Raw genomic sequence first — 14,418 nt, forward strand, 5'->3', positions numbered from 1 at the left:
ACCGAAGCTTACAACGTGCCCGCCCCCTTGGTGATCCCCTCCGCCGCGATCAGTTTGCGGCCGCCGCTGCCGCCGCTTCGATGATCGGCACGAACTTCGCGGCGGTCAGGCTGGCACCGCCGACCAGCGCGCCGTCGACGTCGTCGATCGCGAGGATCGCCGTCACATTGGCTCCGGTCACCGATCCGCCATAGAGGATGCGGATACCGTCCGCCGCGTCGCCGACCATCTGGCGCAGCTTGGCGCGGGCGATGGCATGGACCTGTGCGATCTCCTCCTCCGACGGCGTACGACCGGTCCCGATCGCCCAGCGCGGTTCGTAGGCGAGCGTGAACCAGTCGCCGCTCGCCCCTTCGGGCACCGACTTTTCGATCTGCGCCTGCACCACGCGTTCGGCCCGGCCGGCGTCGCGCTCCGCCTCCGTCTCGCCGCAGCACAGGATGACGTCCAGCCCGTGGCGACGCGCGGCCGCCGCCTTCGCCCATGCGTCGTGGCTGGTCTCGTTCTGGTCGGCGCGGCGTTCGGAATGGCCGACGATCACCACGCTCGCCCCCGCCTCGTGCAGCATTTCGGCGGACAGGCAACCGGTATGCGCCCCGCGATCGTTCGCGTGGACGTCCTGTCCACCGATCCGCACCGCCTTCACGACTTCGGCCGCGTGATGGACCAGCGTGGCGGGCACGCACAGCGCCACGTCGACGCCGGGCGCCGCCACCGCCGCCGCATCGATCGCCGCGATCTCCGCCATCTGCCCGCGCAGCCCGTGCATCTTCCAGTTTCCGGCGACCAGCTTGCGACGAATCATCCGTGCCTCCAGGCATGTTTTACATGTTCTACAGCCGATAGCGCTTCCGGCGGCGCACGCAACCTTGAAGCATCGCGAACCGCCTTCTAAAGCGACCCGGTTCATTTCCTTACGATCGGTTGCACGGATGCTGGGTTTCTTCAGGCGCATGACCAAGTCGAAGGTTGGCGTGTTCGTCGGCCTGCTGCTCCTCGCGGTCATCGCCATCGGCTTTGCGGTCGCCGATCTCAACGGCCTTCGCCCCGCGTCGATGGGGGGCACCGGTGCCGCCGTCGCGACGGTCGGCGGTGAGTCGATCAGCGATACCGCGCTGACCGACCGTGTCCGCGACGACGTTCAGACGGCGCAGCAGCGTCAGCCCGGCATAGACATGGCGCAGTACATCGCCGCGGGCGGCTTCGACGGGTCGCTCGAACGGATGATCACTGACGAGGCGCTCAAACAGTTCGCGCGCGACCACGGGCTGGTCGTGTCCGACCGCTATGTCGACGGACAGATCGCCAGCATCCCGGCGTTTCAGGGGCTGAACGGCAAGTTCGATCAGCGGACCTTCGAACAGGCACTGGCCCGTGCGCGGGTCACCCCGGCCCAGTTGCGCGACGATATCCGCCGCGCGACGTTCACCCGGCTGATGCTGGCCCGCACGATCGAGGCAAGCTTTGCGCCGTCGCAGCTGGCACTGCCCTACGCATCGCTGTCGAAGGAGGCACGATCGGGTCAGGTCGCGCTGGTGCCGATCGCCGCATTGCCGCCTACGCCCGCACCGACCGACCAGCAGCTTCAGGCCTATTACACCGCCAATCGTGGGCGCTACACCATCCCCGAACGGCGCGTGATCCGCTATGCGATCGTGACCCCGGCGACCGTCGCGGCGCAGTCCGCACCGACCGACGCCGAACTGCAACAGGCATATCGCGCCAACCCCGCACGCTTCGCAGCCACCCAGACGCGCAACGTCAGCCAGGTCGTCGTGGCCGATCAGGCGGGAGCGACGCGCATCGCGCAGGCAGTGCGCGGCGGCCAGTCGCTGTCCGCCGCCGCGACCGCCGCCGGGCTGGAAGCGACCGTGCTGACCGGCCAGACCAAGGCGCAGCTTGCCGGGCGCACTGCCCCCGCCGTCGCCGACGCGGCCTTTGCCGGACAGCAGGGCGCGGTCATCGGCCCCGTCCGGGCACCGCTGGGCTTCGTCGTCCTGCGCATCGATGCGATCACCCCGGTCGCGGGCAAGACGTTCGAGCAGGCGAAGCCCGAACTCACGGCTGAACTGGCGCGGACGAAGGGCGCGACCGCGCTGGGTGCGATTCAGGAGAAGATCGACGGCGGTATCACCGATGGCGCGACGTTCGACGAGATCGTCGCCGATGCGAAACTGTCGGCACAGGCGACCGCACCAGTAACCGCACAGGGCATCGATCCGCTGAAGCCCGCCCAGCCCGATCCCACGCTCGCGCCGATCGTACAGGCCGGGTTCGCTGCAGAGACGGGCGACGCACCGCAGCTGGTGCAGACCGGCGCGGACGGCACCTTCGCGCTGGTCGCGACCGGTGACGTCACAGTGGCGGCACCGCGGCCGCTGGCCGAGATCCGTGAGCAGGTGATCGGCCAGTACCGACAGGATCAGGCGATGAAGGCGGCGCGGACCGTTGCGCAGGCGATCGTGACGAAGGTCAATGGCGGCACGCCGATGGACGCCGCCATCACCCAGTCCGGCGCGCGCATCCCCGGCCCGCGTCCGATCACCGCGTCGCGCGCCGATCTCGCCCGGATGGGCGGACAGGTGCCGCCCGCGCTGTCGCTGCTGTTCTCGATGGCACCGAAAAAGGCGAAGCTGACCGCTGCACCCGACGGGTCGGGCTGGATCATCGTCTATCTGGGCGACATCCAGCGTGGCAGCGCCGCCAACGACAAGGCGGCGGTCGCGGGCGTCGGGCGCGAGCTGGGGCAGTTGATCGGCAACGAACATGCCGAACAGTTCGTCGAGGCGGTGCGTCGGCAGATCGGCGTGACGAAGAACGCCGCCACGATTGCGCGCGTCCGCAGCGAACTGGCGGGCGGTGCCGCCCCCGCCGCACAGTGAGCGGCGGTATCGAGGGGATCGACGCCGCCCGCGCCGCGCTGGCCGAGGGGCGGCCGGCGCTGGTATGGACGACGCGCGTCGCGGATACCGAGACGCCGGTCGCCGCCGCGCTCAAGCTGATCGAGCCGGAGCGCGGCGACTTCCTGCTCGAATCGGTCGAGGGCGGTTCGGTGCGCGGTCGCTACAGCCTGCTCGGCCTCGCCCCCGATCTCGTCTTTCGGGCGCAGGGGCATGACGCCGCGATCAACGCCGAATGGCTGACCGATCGCGACGCCTTCGTACCCTGCGACGAACCGACGCTGGCGGCGCTGCGCACGCTGGTCGGCCAGTGCCGGATGGACGTGCCCGCTGCGCTGCCGCGCGCGCTGGCGTGTCTGGTCGGCTATTTCGGCTATGAGACGGTCGGGCTGGTCGAACGCCTGCCCGCCGCCGCGAACGATCCGCTGGAACTGCCCGACATGATGTTCGTGCGGCCGACGGTGCTACTGGTGTTCGACCGCCTGTCGGACACGTTGTTCGTCGTCGCGCCGGTGTGGCCCGGTGCCGGCGTGGAACGCGCGGTCGAGCGGATCGAGGCGACCGCCGCCTCGCTCGACGCCGCACGGCTGCCCGCGCCTGCGCGGCTGGACACGGTGCCCGACCTGTCGCTCACCCCCACGCTTCCGGCCGGACGCTATGGCGAGATGGTGGCGGCGGCGAAGGATTATATCGCGGCGGGTGACATCTTTCAGGTAGTGCTGGCGCAGCGGTTCACCGCCCCCTTCCCGCTCGCGCCGTTCGAACTGTACCGCGCGCTGCGGCGGATCAATCCGTCGCCGTTCCTCTATCACCTCGATCTGCCGGGCTTTGCGCTGACCGGGTCCAGCCCCGAAATCCTCGTGCGACTGCGCGATGGCGAGGTGACGATCCGGCCGATTGCGGGCACGCGGCCACGCGGCGCGACTGCCGTCGAGGACGAAGCGAACCGTACCAGCCTGCTGGCCGATCCCAAGGAACGCGCCGAACATCTGATGCTGCTCGATCTGGGCCGCAACGACGTCGGGCGCGTGGCGGCGGCGGGCAGCGTGCGCGTCACCGACAGCTATACCGTCGAACTGTACAGCCACGTCATGCACATCGTGTCGAACGTGGTCGGCCGGTTGCGCGATGATGCCGACGCGCTCGACGCGCTGTTCGCGGGCTTTCCCGCCGGCACGGTATCGGGTGCGCCCAAGGTCCGGGCCTGTCAGGTCATCGCCGAACTCGAAGCCGACAAGCGCGGTGCCTATGCCGGCGGCGTCGGCTATTTCAGCCCCGACGGGTCGATGGATTCGTGCATCGTGCTGCGCACCGCCGTGGTCAAGGACGGCATGATGCACGTCCAGTCCGGCGCGGGCATCGTCGCCGACAGCGACCCCGCATCCGAACAGCGCGAATGCGAGGCGAAGGCCGGTGCGCTGCTGGCGGCGGCGCGTGAGGCGGTGCGGCAGGCAGGAAACGCACGCTTCGGGCAATAACCAAAGGTCACAAAAGTCACACTCGCGCAACGTTGCGAAGGGTTGCCGCCGGGGACCGGCAGGTTCTGGCAAGCGACTGACTGGAAAGGACTTTGTCCAGCGTGCGCAAGGGAGCGGTCTGTCGCGGTAACGTCAGCCGCAGCAGCCGCCCTGCGTGACCGTTCGGATGGACGCCGTCCCGCGCATCGTCGAACTACGATTTCAGGCGCGGCGCGCCGCGAACTATCGAGAGCGGATCGCTAGCCCGGCACGGAAGACCGACGGCGTCATCCCCACGGATCAGGTCCGTGGCGGCGGGGAGGCGGGAAACGGACCTGTCAAAAAGCCGACCCGCCCTGCCCGAACCGCGCCATGTAGGAAAGCCGAACCTCAGCGGCGCACCGCGATCCACCCCAGCCACAGCCAGCCGACGATCATCGCCAGTCCGCCGAGCGGCGTGACCGGCCCCAGCACGCCGCGCGGTCCGCCCAGCGCCATGCCGTAGAGCGACCCGGCGAAGAGCAGCCCGCCCACGACGAACAGCCAGCCCGGCCCGCGCGCATCCAGTTGCAGCGCGATCAGCGCGGCGACGGCGTGGACCAGTTGATACTGGCCACCGATCCGGAGCCATTCGGCGGCGTCGCCCTTCGCACCATGCGCGCCGAACGCCCCCGCCGCGACCGCCATCGCCCCGGACAGCGCCGCCGCGAGCATCAATCCGTTCATGCCAGCCACTCCATCGTATCGATCACCATCGCCGCCGCGACGACCAGCGCGGCCATCAGCACCGCGCCTGCCAGCATGTCCTTCACCGCGCCGATTTCCGGGTGCAGGCCGGGGTGGAGCAGGTCGATCACCCCCTCCAGCGCGGAATTGAGCAGTTCAAGCGCGAGAACGATCGCGACCGTCACCGCGACCAACGCCCACCAGACCGGCACGGGTCGCAGGATCAACAACGCGACCGCCGCCCCCGATGCGAAGCCGATGTTGCTGCGGAAACTGGCCTCGCGCCGCCATCCGGTACGCAGGCCCGCCAGCGCGAAGCCAATCCGTTCGGACAGCGGCCGGCCCTTCACTTCCCCGGATCGCGCACGGTGCCCGGCGCCGACGCGATCCGCGCGTGGGTGAAGATCATCTCGCGCCCCTGCCGCAGGTCGCCGGTTTCCGATTGCTGGACCAGCCGTTTGGCGTCGGTCTTGCGGTACAGATCCTCGGTCCGGTCGATCTCGCCATCGTCGACGCCGACGCAGGTCATCGCCGCGCGTGCCATCGTCACTGCCGAATCGAGCACTTCGCGGAACACGCCTTCGACCGGAGCGCCCGCCAGCTTGACGACCGCACGGCGATCGAACGCACGCACGAAGATGCCCGGCACAGGGAAGGCCTGATGGATCGCCTCGATCGCTTCGACCTCCAGCTGGTCGCCATCGACGCAGAACAGCAGCAGCGCGGCGTCCTGCGCGCCCGCCAGCCGCAACAGGTCGATGCGCAGGCCGTCGCCATAATAGACCTTGGCCCCGAACGAACCAGCGATCTCGATCATCTCGACGTCGCGGTCGATCACGGTGACGCTGATCCCCTGTGCCAGCAGCATCTGCGCCACCGTCTGGCCGAACCGGCCATAGCCGACGACGACCGCGCTGGCCCCGTCATGGCGCGGACCTTCGGGGGTGTCGCCCGCCACCTTCTTGGGATCGGCGCGGAAGCGGCGGGTGGCCATCATCAGGAACGGCGTGGTCGCCATCGACACGGTCACGATCGCGCCGAAGACGCTTGCCGCTTCCGGTGCGATCAACAGCGCGTTCTGTGCCTGCGTGAACAGGACGAAGCCGAATTCGCCGCCCTGGCTGAGCAACAGACCCAGCGCCAGCGCGCCGCGCCACGGCATGCCGAACATGCGGCCCAGACCGAAGATCACCAGCCCCTTGGTCGCGATCAGCGCCAGCGCCATGCCCAGCACGAACACCGGTTGCGCCGCGATCGCGCCCAGATCGAGCATCATGCCGACCGCGAGAAAGAACAGCCCCAGCAGGATCGAACGGAACGGTTCGACATCCGCTTCCAGTTCATGGCGATACGGGCTGTCAGCCAGCATCACGCCCGCGACGAACGCGCCGAGCGCGGTCGACAGGCCGAGCGACTCCATCACCGCCGCGCTGGCGATCACGGTGAACAGTCCGGCGAACACGAACATCTCGCGTTCGCCCATATTGCCGATCAGGCGGAACATCGGGCGCAGCAGGAACCGGCCGGCAAGGATCAGGCCCGCGACCGCGCCCAGCGTCCACAACCCCAATTGCCATCCCGGCGGGCCGCCGGCATCGGCCGGATTGCGCGACATCGCGGCGATGATGGTGATCAGCGGGACGATCGACAGATCCTGAAACAGCAGGATCGCAAAGGCGCGTTCGCCGAACGGCGTCTTCATGCGCCCGGCGGATTGCAGCATCGGCAACACCTGCGCCGTCGACGACAATGCCAGCGGCAGGCCGAGCGCCAGCGCCGCCGCCCAGCTGAAATCCTTCGCCAGCCACACCACGCCGGTGACCGCGAGGCCGCACAGCACGACCTGCGCCAGCCCGAGGCCGAAGATATCCTGCTTCATCCGCCACAACCGCGTCGGGCTGAGTTCCAGCCCGACGAGGAACAGCAGCAGCGTGATGCCGAGTTCGGCGATGCCCAGCTTGGCCTCCGCATCGCCGACCAGCCCCAGCACCTGTGGCCCGACCACCGACCCGGCGACGAGATAGCCGAGCGTGGCACCCAGCCCCAGTTTGCGGAAGATCAGCACGAACACCAGCGCCGCGCCCAGCAACGGCGCGAAATCGTGGAGCAGCGAGGCGGAGCCGTGCTCCTCCATTATGCCGCGCGCCGGTGCGATGCGGCGGTCGCGGCGGCTTCGGCGGCTGCTTCGAAGGCGAGCCGGATCGACGCGTGGCGGGCGCTGTGCGGGCGCGCCGGTTCGAACAGCGTCAGCCCGGGCCAGTCGGGCGCGTCGCCCTCGCCCGCCAGCCAGCGTCCCAGCGTATCGCTGGCCAGCGCCAGTTCGTGAGGGGTTTGCCCGACGATCCGCGCTGCCATCAGCGCGGCCGATGCCTGTCCCAACGCGCAGGCCCGCACCAGCATGCCGACGGAAGCAACGCGGCCATCGGGATCGAGATCGATGTCGACCGTCACGCGGCTGCCGCAGACCGGCGATCGTTTCTCGACCGACGCCTGCGGATCGGTGAGGCGCACCGCGCGCGCGGTGTCGGCGGCGAGGCGGAGGATTTCGGTGTTGTAGAGTTTCTCGGTCACGTCACGCGATGTAGGCGGCGTTCGTGACGGTTGCCATCGCTATTCGCCGAACACCGGTTCGCCGCGACGGCGGCGGTCGATGAAGTCGACCGCGCTGGCGCTGGTGGCGTTAAGCAGCGGATAGGTGCGCGCCTGCTTGATCCATGCCGGACGCCCGGTCGGCCCGCCCCCGATGAAGTCCGCGGCCAACAGCAACAGCAGGAAACCGAGACTGGCGAGGATCAGCCCTTTCAACGCCCCGAATCCGAACCCCAGCGCGCGGTCGACCGGCCCCAGCACCGACGCGCGCGTGCGCCGTCCGATCGCATTGGCGACCAGCCGCCCGCCGAAATAGCCGATGCCCACGATCAGCGCGAAGGCCAGCGTCGCGGCCCCGCCCGCCGTGCCGGTCGGCCCGACCAGCGCGGCGGCGACCGGCGTGTGGAACAGCTTGAGCGCGACCACGACCAGCACCCATGCGCCGAGCGACAGGGTTTCAGTCACGAATCCGCGCAGGAAGCCCAGCACGGCCGCACCGCCGACGGTGCACAATACCGCGATATCGAGTGAGGTCAGTCCCATGGGCAAGGCTATGCCGCGCAGGGCGATGCTTGTCGAGGCGGGTGGGACCGGTGCGTGCCGGGGGCGGTCGTCAGCGACCGAGCATGTGATCGACGAACGACGGCAGGTTCTTGAACGTCGACAGTTTCAGCGCGGCGTTGTCCGACTGGCTGGTCGGCACCATCGCACGGGCGAACCCCAGCTTGCCGGCTTCCTTCATGCGCAGCGCGCCGTGCGCCACTGGACGGATTTCGCCCGACAGCGCGATTTCGCCGAACACGATCGCGTCGCTGGGCACGGGCCGCTCCGACAGCGCCGATACCAGCGCCGCCGCGACCGCAAGGTCGGCCGCCGGATCGGTGACGCGGTAGCCGCCGGCGATGTTCAGATAGACTTCCGCCGTCGCGAACGCGAGGCCGCACCGCGCCTCCAGCACCGCGAGGATCATTGCCAGCCGTCCCGAATCCCATCCGACCACCGCCCGCCGGGGCGTCGCGCCCGATGCCAGCCGCACCGTCAGCGCCTGCACCTCGACCAGCACCGGCCGCGTGCCTTCCAGCGCGGGAAAGACGACGGTGCCGGTCACGTTTTCGTCACGGCTGGTGAGGAACAGCGACGAAGGGTTTGCGATTTCGGACAATCCCTCGCTTTCCATCGCGAACACGCCGATCTCGTCGGTGCCGCCGAAGCGGTTCTTGACCGCGCGCAGGATGCGATACTGATGGCTGCGTTCGCCTTCGAACGCCAGCACGGTGTCGACCATGTGTTCCAGCACGCGCGGGCCGGCGATCGATCCGTCCTTGGTAACGTGTCCGACCAGCACGACGGCCGTCCCGCGTTCCTTGGCGAAGCGGATCAGTTCACCCGACGATGCCCGCACCTGGCTGACGGTGCCCGGCGCGCCCTCGATCAGGTCGCTGTGCATCGTCTGGATCGAATCGATGATGAGCAGGTCGGGGGCCGCGCCGCCGCCGAAGGTCGTGAGGATATCGCGCACCGACGTCGCCGCCGCCAGTTGCACCGGTGCATTGCCCAGCCCCAGCCGACGCGCGCGTAACCGGACCTGATCCGCCGCTTCCTCCCCCGACACATAGGCGACGTTGCGACCGGCCAGCGCCTGCTTCGCCGCCGCCTGTAGCAACAGCGTCGACTTGCCGATGCCCGGATCGCCGCCGATCAGGATCGCCGATCCTTCGACGAAGCCGCCGCCCAGCGCGCGGTCGAGTTCGGCGATGCCGGTCGTCAGCCGTTCGGGCAGCGCGACATCGCTGTCCAGCCCGGACAACAGGATCGCGCGCCCGCCCGACTGAAGATTATGCTTCGCCGAAAACGGGGTGGCGACGTTCGCCGCATCCTCGACCAGCGTGTTCCAATCGCCGCAATCGACGCATTGCCCCGCCCATTTGGACGAAACCGACCCGCATTGCTGACAGACATAGCGCTTCTGGGGTTTTGCCATGTCCGCCGGTTAGCAGGTGCGGAACGAAAGGGGAATATCCCGCTTGGGGCTACTTGCTCAGTTCGCTTCCGCGCTTGAGCACCTTTCCACCATCGTCCTGTTCGACCAGATAGGCGGGGTTGTCCGCCGTGCCGTTCTTGACGATCTTCGACCCTTTGATGGTGCGTTGCACGCGGCGGTCGAACCGCTCCGCGATCTTGCCCTTTGCCGTACCCTGACCCCAATGCCATTCGACGGTATCGCCCTTGCGGAAGCCGTTCGCCATCCTGTCTCTCCTGCCCGTGTCCGGCGCGATCAACCGTTCGGATGGTGTCCGCGTTCCGACCGGTGGCGTCGCGCGTCATGTCCCGCTATGGGCGACCTGCATGAAGCCCTCCCAACTTCGCGTCGCCATGTTCAGCGGAAACTACAACTATGTGCGCGACGGCGCGAACCAGGCGCTGAACCTGCTGGCCGGGCATCTGCTCGATCGCGGCGTCACGCTGCGCGTCTATTCGCCGACCGTGCCGACACCGGCGTTCGAGCCGACCGGCGATCTGGTCAGCGTGCCCGCGTTCGGCATGCCGGGCGGGCGCGGCGAATATAAGCTGGCGCGCGGGCTGCCGGCGAAGACCCGTGCCGATCTGGCCGCGTTCGCCCCGAACATCGTCCATGTCTCCGCCCCCGATATCATGTGCCATCGCGCGCTGAGCTGGGCGCGCGAGCGCGAGGTGGCGACGCTCGCATCGCTGCACACGCGGTTCGAAACCTATCCCCAATATTACGGGATCGGCTTTATGGAGCGCGCCGCGGTTGCGGTGTCGAAGCGGTTCTACAATCGCGCCGATCAGGTGATGGTGCCCGGACGCGGCATGGCCGACCTGTTGCACGAATGGGGTGTCACCTCCCCGGTCGGCATTTGGTCGCGCGGGGTCGACCACCGGCGGTTCAGTCCGGGGATGCGCGATCTCGACTGGCGCCGATCGCTGGGCATCGGCGACGACGAGGTGGCGGTCAGCTTTCTCGGGCGGCTGGTGCTGGAAAAGGGGCTGGATATCTTTTCGGACGTCGCCGCCGAATTGCAGCGGCGCGGCGTCCGGCACCGCATTCTGGTGATCGGCGAAGGTCCGGCGCGCGACTGGTTCGCCGAACGCGTACCGCATGCGGTGTTCGCGGGGTTTCAGTCAGGCGACGATCTGGGCCGTGCGGTCGCGTCGATGGACGTGTTCTTCAATCCGTCGATCACCGAAACGTTCGGCAACGTCACGCTGGAGGCAATGGCGGCGGGCGTGCCGGTGGTCGCCGCGCGCGCCAGCGGCGCGGTGGGGCTGGTCGACGACCGTCGCACCGGGTTCCTCGTGCCGCCGCGCGACGTACCCGCCTATGCCGACGCAATCGCCCGGCTGTGCGAGGATTCGGCGATGCGATGGGAAATGGGGATCGCCGGACACGAGGATGCGCGCGGCTATAAGTGGGACAGCGCCAATCAGGCGGTGCTCGACGCCTATCTGAAGATCGTGCACGAACCGGTTTAACGCCGCCTCAACCCCGATCGCAGACAAGGGTCGCGAATGATCGACAATTTCTCGCTGGGCCTGACGCACCTGTTGATGCTGCTGGCGGCGTGGCGATTGTTGCGGCGGCCCGATCTGGACCGCGAGGAACGCCCCGGACCGGAGAAAGACCGCTCCGGTGCGTGAACTTGCCTTCATCGCGTTCCTGATGGCGATGATCGGGTTCGGGCTGCGTCGGCCGTTCCTGTTCGTGCTGACCTATATCTACATCGATATCGTGTCGCCACAGCGGCTGACCTATCTATTGCTCAATTCGGTGCCGATCTCGCTGATGGCGGCGGGCCTGTCGGTCGGGGCGTGGCTGGTGCTGGACGACAAGCGCGACACGCGCGTCGCGCCGCGTCAGGGGCTGATGCTGGCGCTACTGCTCTATTGCCTGTGGACGACGAAGGGCGCGGACTTTCCCGTCGATGCGCAGTTCAAATGGGAATGGGTGTGGAAGGCGCTGGCCTTCGCCATCTTCCTACCGCTGACGCTGCGTACGCGGTTGCGGATCGAATCGCTGCTGCTGTTCATGCTGTTGTCCGCCGCGTCGATCATCATCGTCGGCGGGATCAAGACGCTGGGGTCAGGCGGCGGCTATGGCGAGCTGAACCTGATGGTGTCGAACAATGCCGGGCTGTACGAAGGGTCGATCATCTCGACCGTTTCGATCGCCATCGTGCCGCTGATCCTGTGGTTCACCCGGCACGGCACGGTGTTTCGGCCCGACTGGCGGGTGCGGACCTTCTGTTACGCGCTGGTCTTTTCCTGCCTGCTGATCCCGATCGGCACGTCGGCGCGGACGGGGTTGCTGTGTATCGGACTGCTGGGCGTGCTGGCGCTGCGCGACGTGAAGCGGCGGCTGACCTATCTGGCGCTGGCGGGCGCGGCGGCGGCGATGGCGGTGCCGTTTCTGCCATCGGCTTTTACCCAGCGGATGGAGACGATCGGCACATACAAGGCCGACGCATCGGCATCGACCCGCATCGCGGTGTGGCAATGGACGCTCGACTATGTGCAGGATCATCCGTTCGGCGGCGGGTTCGAGGCGTATCGCCAGAACCGCATCCGCTACGACAAGATCGCGGTGGTCGGCGAAGGCAACAACCAGACGATCGAGCGCATTCCCGAGATCGATGCTGCGCGCGCCTATCACTCGGCCTATTTCGAGATGCTGGGGGAACAGGGCTGGCCGGGGTTGTTCCTGTGGCTCGCAATCAATCTGGGCGGACTGGTGCGGATGGAAATGTTACGGCGGCGCTACGCCAAGTCCGCCGACGGCGAGGCGTGGATCGCGCCGCTGGCCGGGGCGCTGCAACATGCGCATCTGATCTATCTGTTCGGAGCCGCGTTCGTCGCGATCGCGTTCCAGCCGTTCGTGTTTCTGCTGATCGGCGCACAGATCGGGCTGGATACCTACGCGTCGCGCCTGCGCCGCGAACAGGCATGGCGACCGCTGCGCCGGGACCGGTCGCAACCGGATGCGGGGGCGACGATCGCCACCCCCGCCCCCGACGTCACGCTTCGGCCAGTTCGCTTTCCAGCGCCGCGATGATCGCGCGCGAGAAGGCCGGGATATCGTCGGGCTTGCGGCTGGTGATGAGGTTTTCGTCGATCACCACTTCTTCGTCCACCACGTCCGCGCCGGCATTTTCCAGATCGGTCCGCACCGATGGCCAGCTCGTCACGCGACGCCCGTCGACCACGTCGGCCTCGACCAGCAGCCACGGCGCGTGGCAGATGGCGGCGACGATCTTGTCGTCGTCCATGAATTCGCTGACTATCTCGACCGCGCGGTCCTGCATGCGCAGCTTGTCGGGGTTGCCGACGCCGCCGGGCAGCAGCAGCATGTCGTATTCCTCAGTGTCTACCTGATCGAGCGTCAGGTCGGGCGTGATCGTCCGCCCCTTTTCATCGTCGCTGACGACGCCCTGAATCGGATCGGTCGCGATCGATGCCAGCGTCACCTGCGCACCGGCATCCAGCAGCGCCTGACGCGGATCGAACAGTTCGGATTCCTCGAACCCGTCGGTCGCCAGTATCAGCACGCGAGCGTTGGCGAGATCGGCCATGGATAGTCTCCTGTAAGGCAAGGTCGTGTCCTCAACCGGTCGCGGGCGGGGCGGTTCCGGAACGAAGCGACGATCCGGGCATTGGTCGGGACATCGTCAGGAAACCGTGCATGGAACCATCGCCCGTCCGTTCGGCCTGTCCGCCGCTCTGCGTTTTTTCCGAATGCGACGGTCCGGGGATCACCCGCCGCAAACTGCGGAACGGATGGGCCTATTACGAGGTCGGCGGCGACCGCATCACCGATCGCGACACGATCGAGCGGCTGAACGCCGTGGGGTTGCCGCCCGCCTATCGCGACGCATGGTTCTGCCCCGATGCGCAGGGACACATTCAGGCGATCGGTTGGGACGACAAGGGTCGCAAGCAATATCGCTATCACACCGCGTTCCGCGAAGCGCAGGAGGCGGCGAAATACGACCGGTGCGCGGCATTCGGCGATGCCCTGCCCCGGCTGCGCGCGCGGGTGGAGACCGATCTGGCGGCGCGGGCGATGACGCGCGACCGGGCGGTGGCGGCGGTGGTGCGGCTGCTCGACCTGGGTCGCGTCCGGGTCGGCAACGAAGGCTATGCCCGCGACAACAAGAGTTTCGGCGCGACGACGCTGCGCAAGCGCCACGCCGAACTGCGCGGATCGAAGCTGAAACTGCAATATCGCGCCAAGTCGGGCAAACAGCGCGTGTTGACGATCACTGACCATTCGCTCGCGCGGTTCGTGCGGAAATGTCAGGATCTGCCGGGGCAGCATTTGTTTCGCTGGGTCGATGGCGCGGGTGATACGCACCCCGTGACCTCGGGCGACGTCAACGCCTATATCCGCGACGCGATGGGCGCGGACTTCACCGCCAAGCATTTCCGCACTTGGGGGGCGAGCGTGCTGGCCTTCACCGCGCTGGCCGATGCGACCGAGGATCTCAGCCTGAAGACCATGCTCGCGCCGGTGGTCGATGCGCTAGGCAATACCCCGGCGATCGCGCGCAAATCCTATGTCCACCCCCGGCTGATCGATCTGGTCAAGGACGGACAGCAAGCATTTCGCGACGCGCTTCGGTTGCCGCGATCGACGCGCTGGTTGTCGCGGCACGAACGGGGTCTGATCGTATTTCTCGAAGCCGACCTACCGGTCGCAGCGGCGGCGTAGTTTTCGAACGATCGGTCTG

15 protein-coding genes are annotated in these 14,418 nt (G+C 67.9%); 6 read left to right on the plus strand and 9 right to left on the minus strand.

Annotated elements, in window-relative coordinates; all coding sequences use genetic code 11:
* Positions 1-49: 49 nt before the first annotated feature.
* Complete coding sequence (gene tpiA, locus IFT55_RS02690; RefSeq protein ID WP_192088831.1) at positions 50-805, minus strand: triose-phosphate isomerase; 756 nt, start codon at positions 803-805, stop codon at positions 50-52.
* A 127-nt stretch (positions 806-932) separates the two neighbouring features.
* Between tpiA and IFT55_RS02695 the strand changes: the two genes are divergently transcribed.
* Both IFT55_RS02695 and trpE read left to right on the plus strand, forming a co-directional pair.
* Positions 933-2,882: a peptidylprolyl isomerase gene (locus IFT55_RS02695; protein ID WP_192088832.1), complete on the plus strand. Its 1,950-nt coding sequence runs from the start codon at positions 933-935 to the stop codon at positions 2,880-2,882.
* Positions 2,879-4,378, plus strand: coding sequence for an anthranilate synthase component I (gene trpE / locus IFT55_RS02700; RefSeq protein WP_342029212.1), 1,500 nt, complete (start codon positions 2,879-2,881; stop codon positions 4,376-4,378). The genes IFT55_RS02695 and trpE overlap by 4 nt, the downstream gene beginning before the upstream one ends.
* A gap of 369 nt (positions 4,379-4,747) precedes the next feature.
* On the opposite strand, the gene IFT55_RS02705 is transcribed toward trpE, so the two are convergent.
* From IFT55_RS02705 to IFT55_RS02735, 7 genes are all read right to left on the minus strand, one after another.
* Positions 4,748-5,083 carry a DUF423 domain-containing protein gene (locus IFT55_RS02705; RefSeq protein ID WP_192088833.1) on the minus strand — a complete coding sequence of 112 codons (336 nt, stop codon included), beginning with the start codon at positions 5,081-5,083 and terminating at the stop codon, positions 4,748-4,750.
* On the minus strand, positions 5,080-5,433 hold the full coding sequence (locus IFT55_RS02710) for a diacylglycerol kinase (RefSeq protein WP_192088834.1): 354 nt from the start codon (positions 5,431-5,433) through the stop codon (positions 5,080-5,082). The genes IFT55_RS02705 and IFT55_RS02710 overlap by 4 nt, the downstream gene beginning before the upstream one ends.
* Entirely contained in the window at positions 5,430-7,217 is a 1,788-nt protein-coding gene (locus IFT55_RS02715) for a cation:proton antiporter domain-containing protein (protein WP_192088836.1), read from the minus strand. The genes IFT55_RS02710 and IFT55_RS02715 overlap by 4 nt, the downstream gene beginning before the upstream one ends.
* Positions 7,217-7,654 (minus strand): iron-sulfur cluster assembly scaffold protein, encoded by a 438-nt coding sequence (locus IFT55_RS02720; RefSeq protein ID WP_192088838.1) that lies wholly within the window; start codon positions 7,652-7,654, stop codon positions 7,217-7,219. Before IFT55_RS02720 ends, IFT55_RS02715 begins: the two co-directional genes overlap by 1 nt.
* Positions 7,655-7,693: 39 nt before the next feature.
* Positions 7,694-8,215 (minus strand): CvpA family protein, encoded by a 522-nt coding sequence (locus tag IFT55_RS02725; RefSeq protein WP_192088840.1) that lies wholly within the window; start codon positions 8,213-8,215, stop codon positions 7,694-7,696.
* Between the two features lie 70 nt (positions 8,216-8,285).
* Positions 8,286-9,653 (minus strand): DNA repair protein RadA, encoded by a 1,368-nt coding sequence (gene radA, locus IFT55_RS02730; protein WP_192088841.1) that lies wholly within the window; start codon positions 9,651-9,653, stop codon positions 8,286-8,288.
* A 49-nt stretch (positions 9,654-9,702) separates the two neighbouring features.
* Positions 9,703-9,918, minus strand: a complete 216-nt coding sequence (locus tag IFT55_RS02735; RefSeq protein ID WP_192088843.1) for a DUF2945 domain-containing protein — start codon at positions 9,916-9,918, stop codon at positions 9,703-9,705.
* A gap of 100 nt (positions 9,919-10,018) precedes the next feature.
* Here IFT55_RS02735 and IFT55_RS02740 point away from each other — a divergent pair, with 100 nt between their 5' ends.
* The 3 genes from IFT55_RS02740 to IFT55_RS02745 are packed head-to-tail and all read left to right on the plus strand — an operon-like array spanning position 10,019 to position 12,743.
* The gene (locus IFT55_RS02740) at positions 10,019-11,167 is read left to right on the plus strand and encodes a glycosyltransferase family 4 protein (RefSeq protein WP_192088845.1); all 1,149 of its coding nucleotides are present in this window, start codon (positions 10,019-10,021) and stop codon (positions 11,165-11,167) included.
* Between the two features lie 36 nt (positions 11,168-11,203).
* Positions 11,204-11,332 carry a hypothetical protein gene (locus tag IFT55_RS17555; RefSeq protein WP_274604013.1) on the plus strand — a complete coding sequence of 43 codons (129 nt, stop codon included), beginning with the start codon at positions 11,204-11,206 and terminating at the stop codon, positions 11,330-11,332.
* Positions 11,325-12,743, plus strand: a complete 1,419-nt coding sequence (locus IFT55_RS02745; protein WP_192088847.1) for a DUF5935 domain-containing protein — start codon at positions 11,325-11,327, stop codon at positions 12,741-12,743. The genes IFT55_RS17555 and IFT55_RS02745 overlap by 8 nt, the downstream gene beginning before the upstream one ends.
* On the opposite strand, the gene IFT55_RS02750 is transcribed toward IFT55_RS02745, so the two are convergent.
* On the minus strand, positions 12,706-13,260 hold the full coding sequence (locus IFT55_RS02750; protein ID WP_192088849.1) for a type 1 glutamine amidotransferase domain-containing protein: 555 nt from the start codon (positions 13,258-13,260) through the stop codon (positions 12,706-12,708). The genes IFT55_RS02745 and IFT55_RS02750 overlap by 38 nt on opposite strands.
* Before the next feature lie 110 nt (positions 13,261-13,370).
* Between IFT55_RS02750 and IFT55_RS02755 the strand changes: the two genes are divergently transcribed.
* A complete protein-coding gene (locus tag IFT55_RS02755; protein WP_192088851.1) occupies positions 13,371-14,399 on the plus strand; it encodes a DNA topoisomerase IB in 1,029 nt (342 codons plus the stop codon).
* Positions 14,400-14,418: the final 19 nt, after the last annotated feature.

This window comes from Sphingomonas sp. CFBP 13720 (genome assembly GCF_014842075.1).
Classification (GTDB): domain Bacteria; phylum Pseudomonadota; class Alphaproteobacteria; order Sphingomonadales; family Sphingomonadaceae; genus Sphingomonas.

Excerpts from the sequence above, each read along its gene's own strand:
- tpiA (WP_192088831.1), bottom strand. The coding sequence starts at position 805 with ATGATTCGTCGCAAGCTGGTCGCCGGAAACTGGAAGATGCACGGGCTG.
- IFT55_RS02750 (WP_192088849.1), bottom strand. The coding sequence starts at position 13,260 with ATGGCCGATCTCGCCAACGCTCGCGTGCTGATACTGGCGACCGACGGG.
- radA (WP_192088841.1), bottom strand. The coding sequence starts at position 9,653 with ATGGCAAAACCCCAGAAGCGCTATGTCTGTCAGCAATGCGGGTCGGTT.
- IFT55_RS02755 (WP_192088851.1), top strand. The coding sequence starts at position 13,371 with ATGGAACCATCGCCCGTCCGTTCGGCCTGTCCGCCGCTCTGCGTTTTT.
- IFT55_RS02725 (WP_192088840.1), bottom strand. The coding sequence starts at position 8,215 with ATGGGACTGACCTCACTCGATATCGCGGTATTGTGCACCGTCGGCGGT.
- IFT55_RS17555 (WP_274604013.1), top strand. The coding sequence starts at position 11,204 with ATGATCGACAATTTCTCGCTGGGCCTGACGCACCTGTTGATGCTGCTG.
- IFT55_RS02740 (WP_192088845.1), top strand. The coding sequence starts at position 10,019 with ATGAAGCCCTCCCAACTTCGCGTCGCCATGTTCAGCGGAAACTACAAC.
- IFT55_RS02735 (WP_192088843.1), bottom strand. The coding sequence starts at position 9,918 with ATGGCGAACGGCTTCCGCAAGGGCGATACCGTCGAATGGCATTGGGGT.
- IFT55_RS02695 (WP_192088832.1), top strand. The coding sequence starts at position 933 with ATGCTGGGTTTCTTCAGGCGCATGACCAAGTCGAAGGTTGGCGTGTTC.
- IFT55_RS02705 (WP_192088833.1), bottom strand. The coding sequence starts at position 5,083 with ATGAACGGATTGATGCTCGCGGCGGCGCTGTCCGGGGCGATGGCGGTC.
- IFT55_RS02715 (WP_192088836.1), bottom strand. The coding sequence starts at position 7,217 with ATGGAGGAGCACGGCTCCGCCTCGCTGCTCCACGATTTCGCGCCGTTG.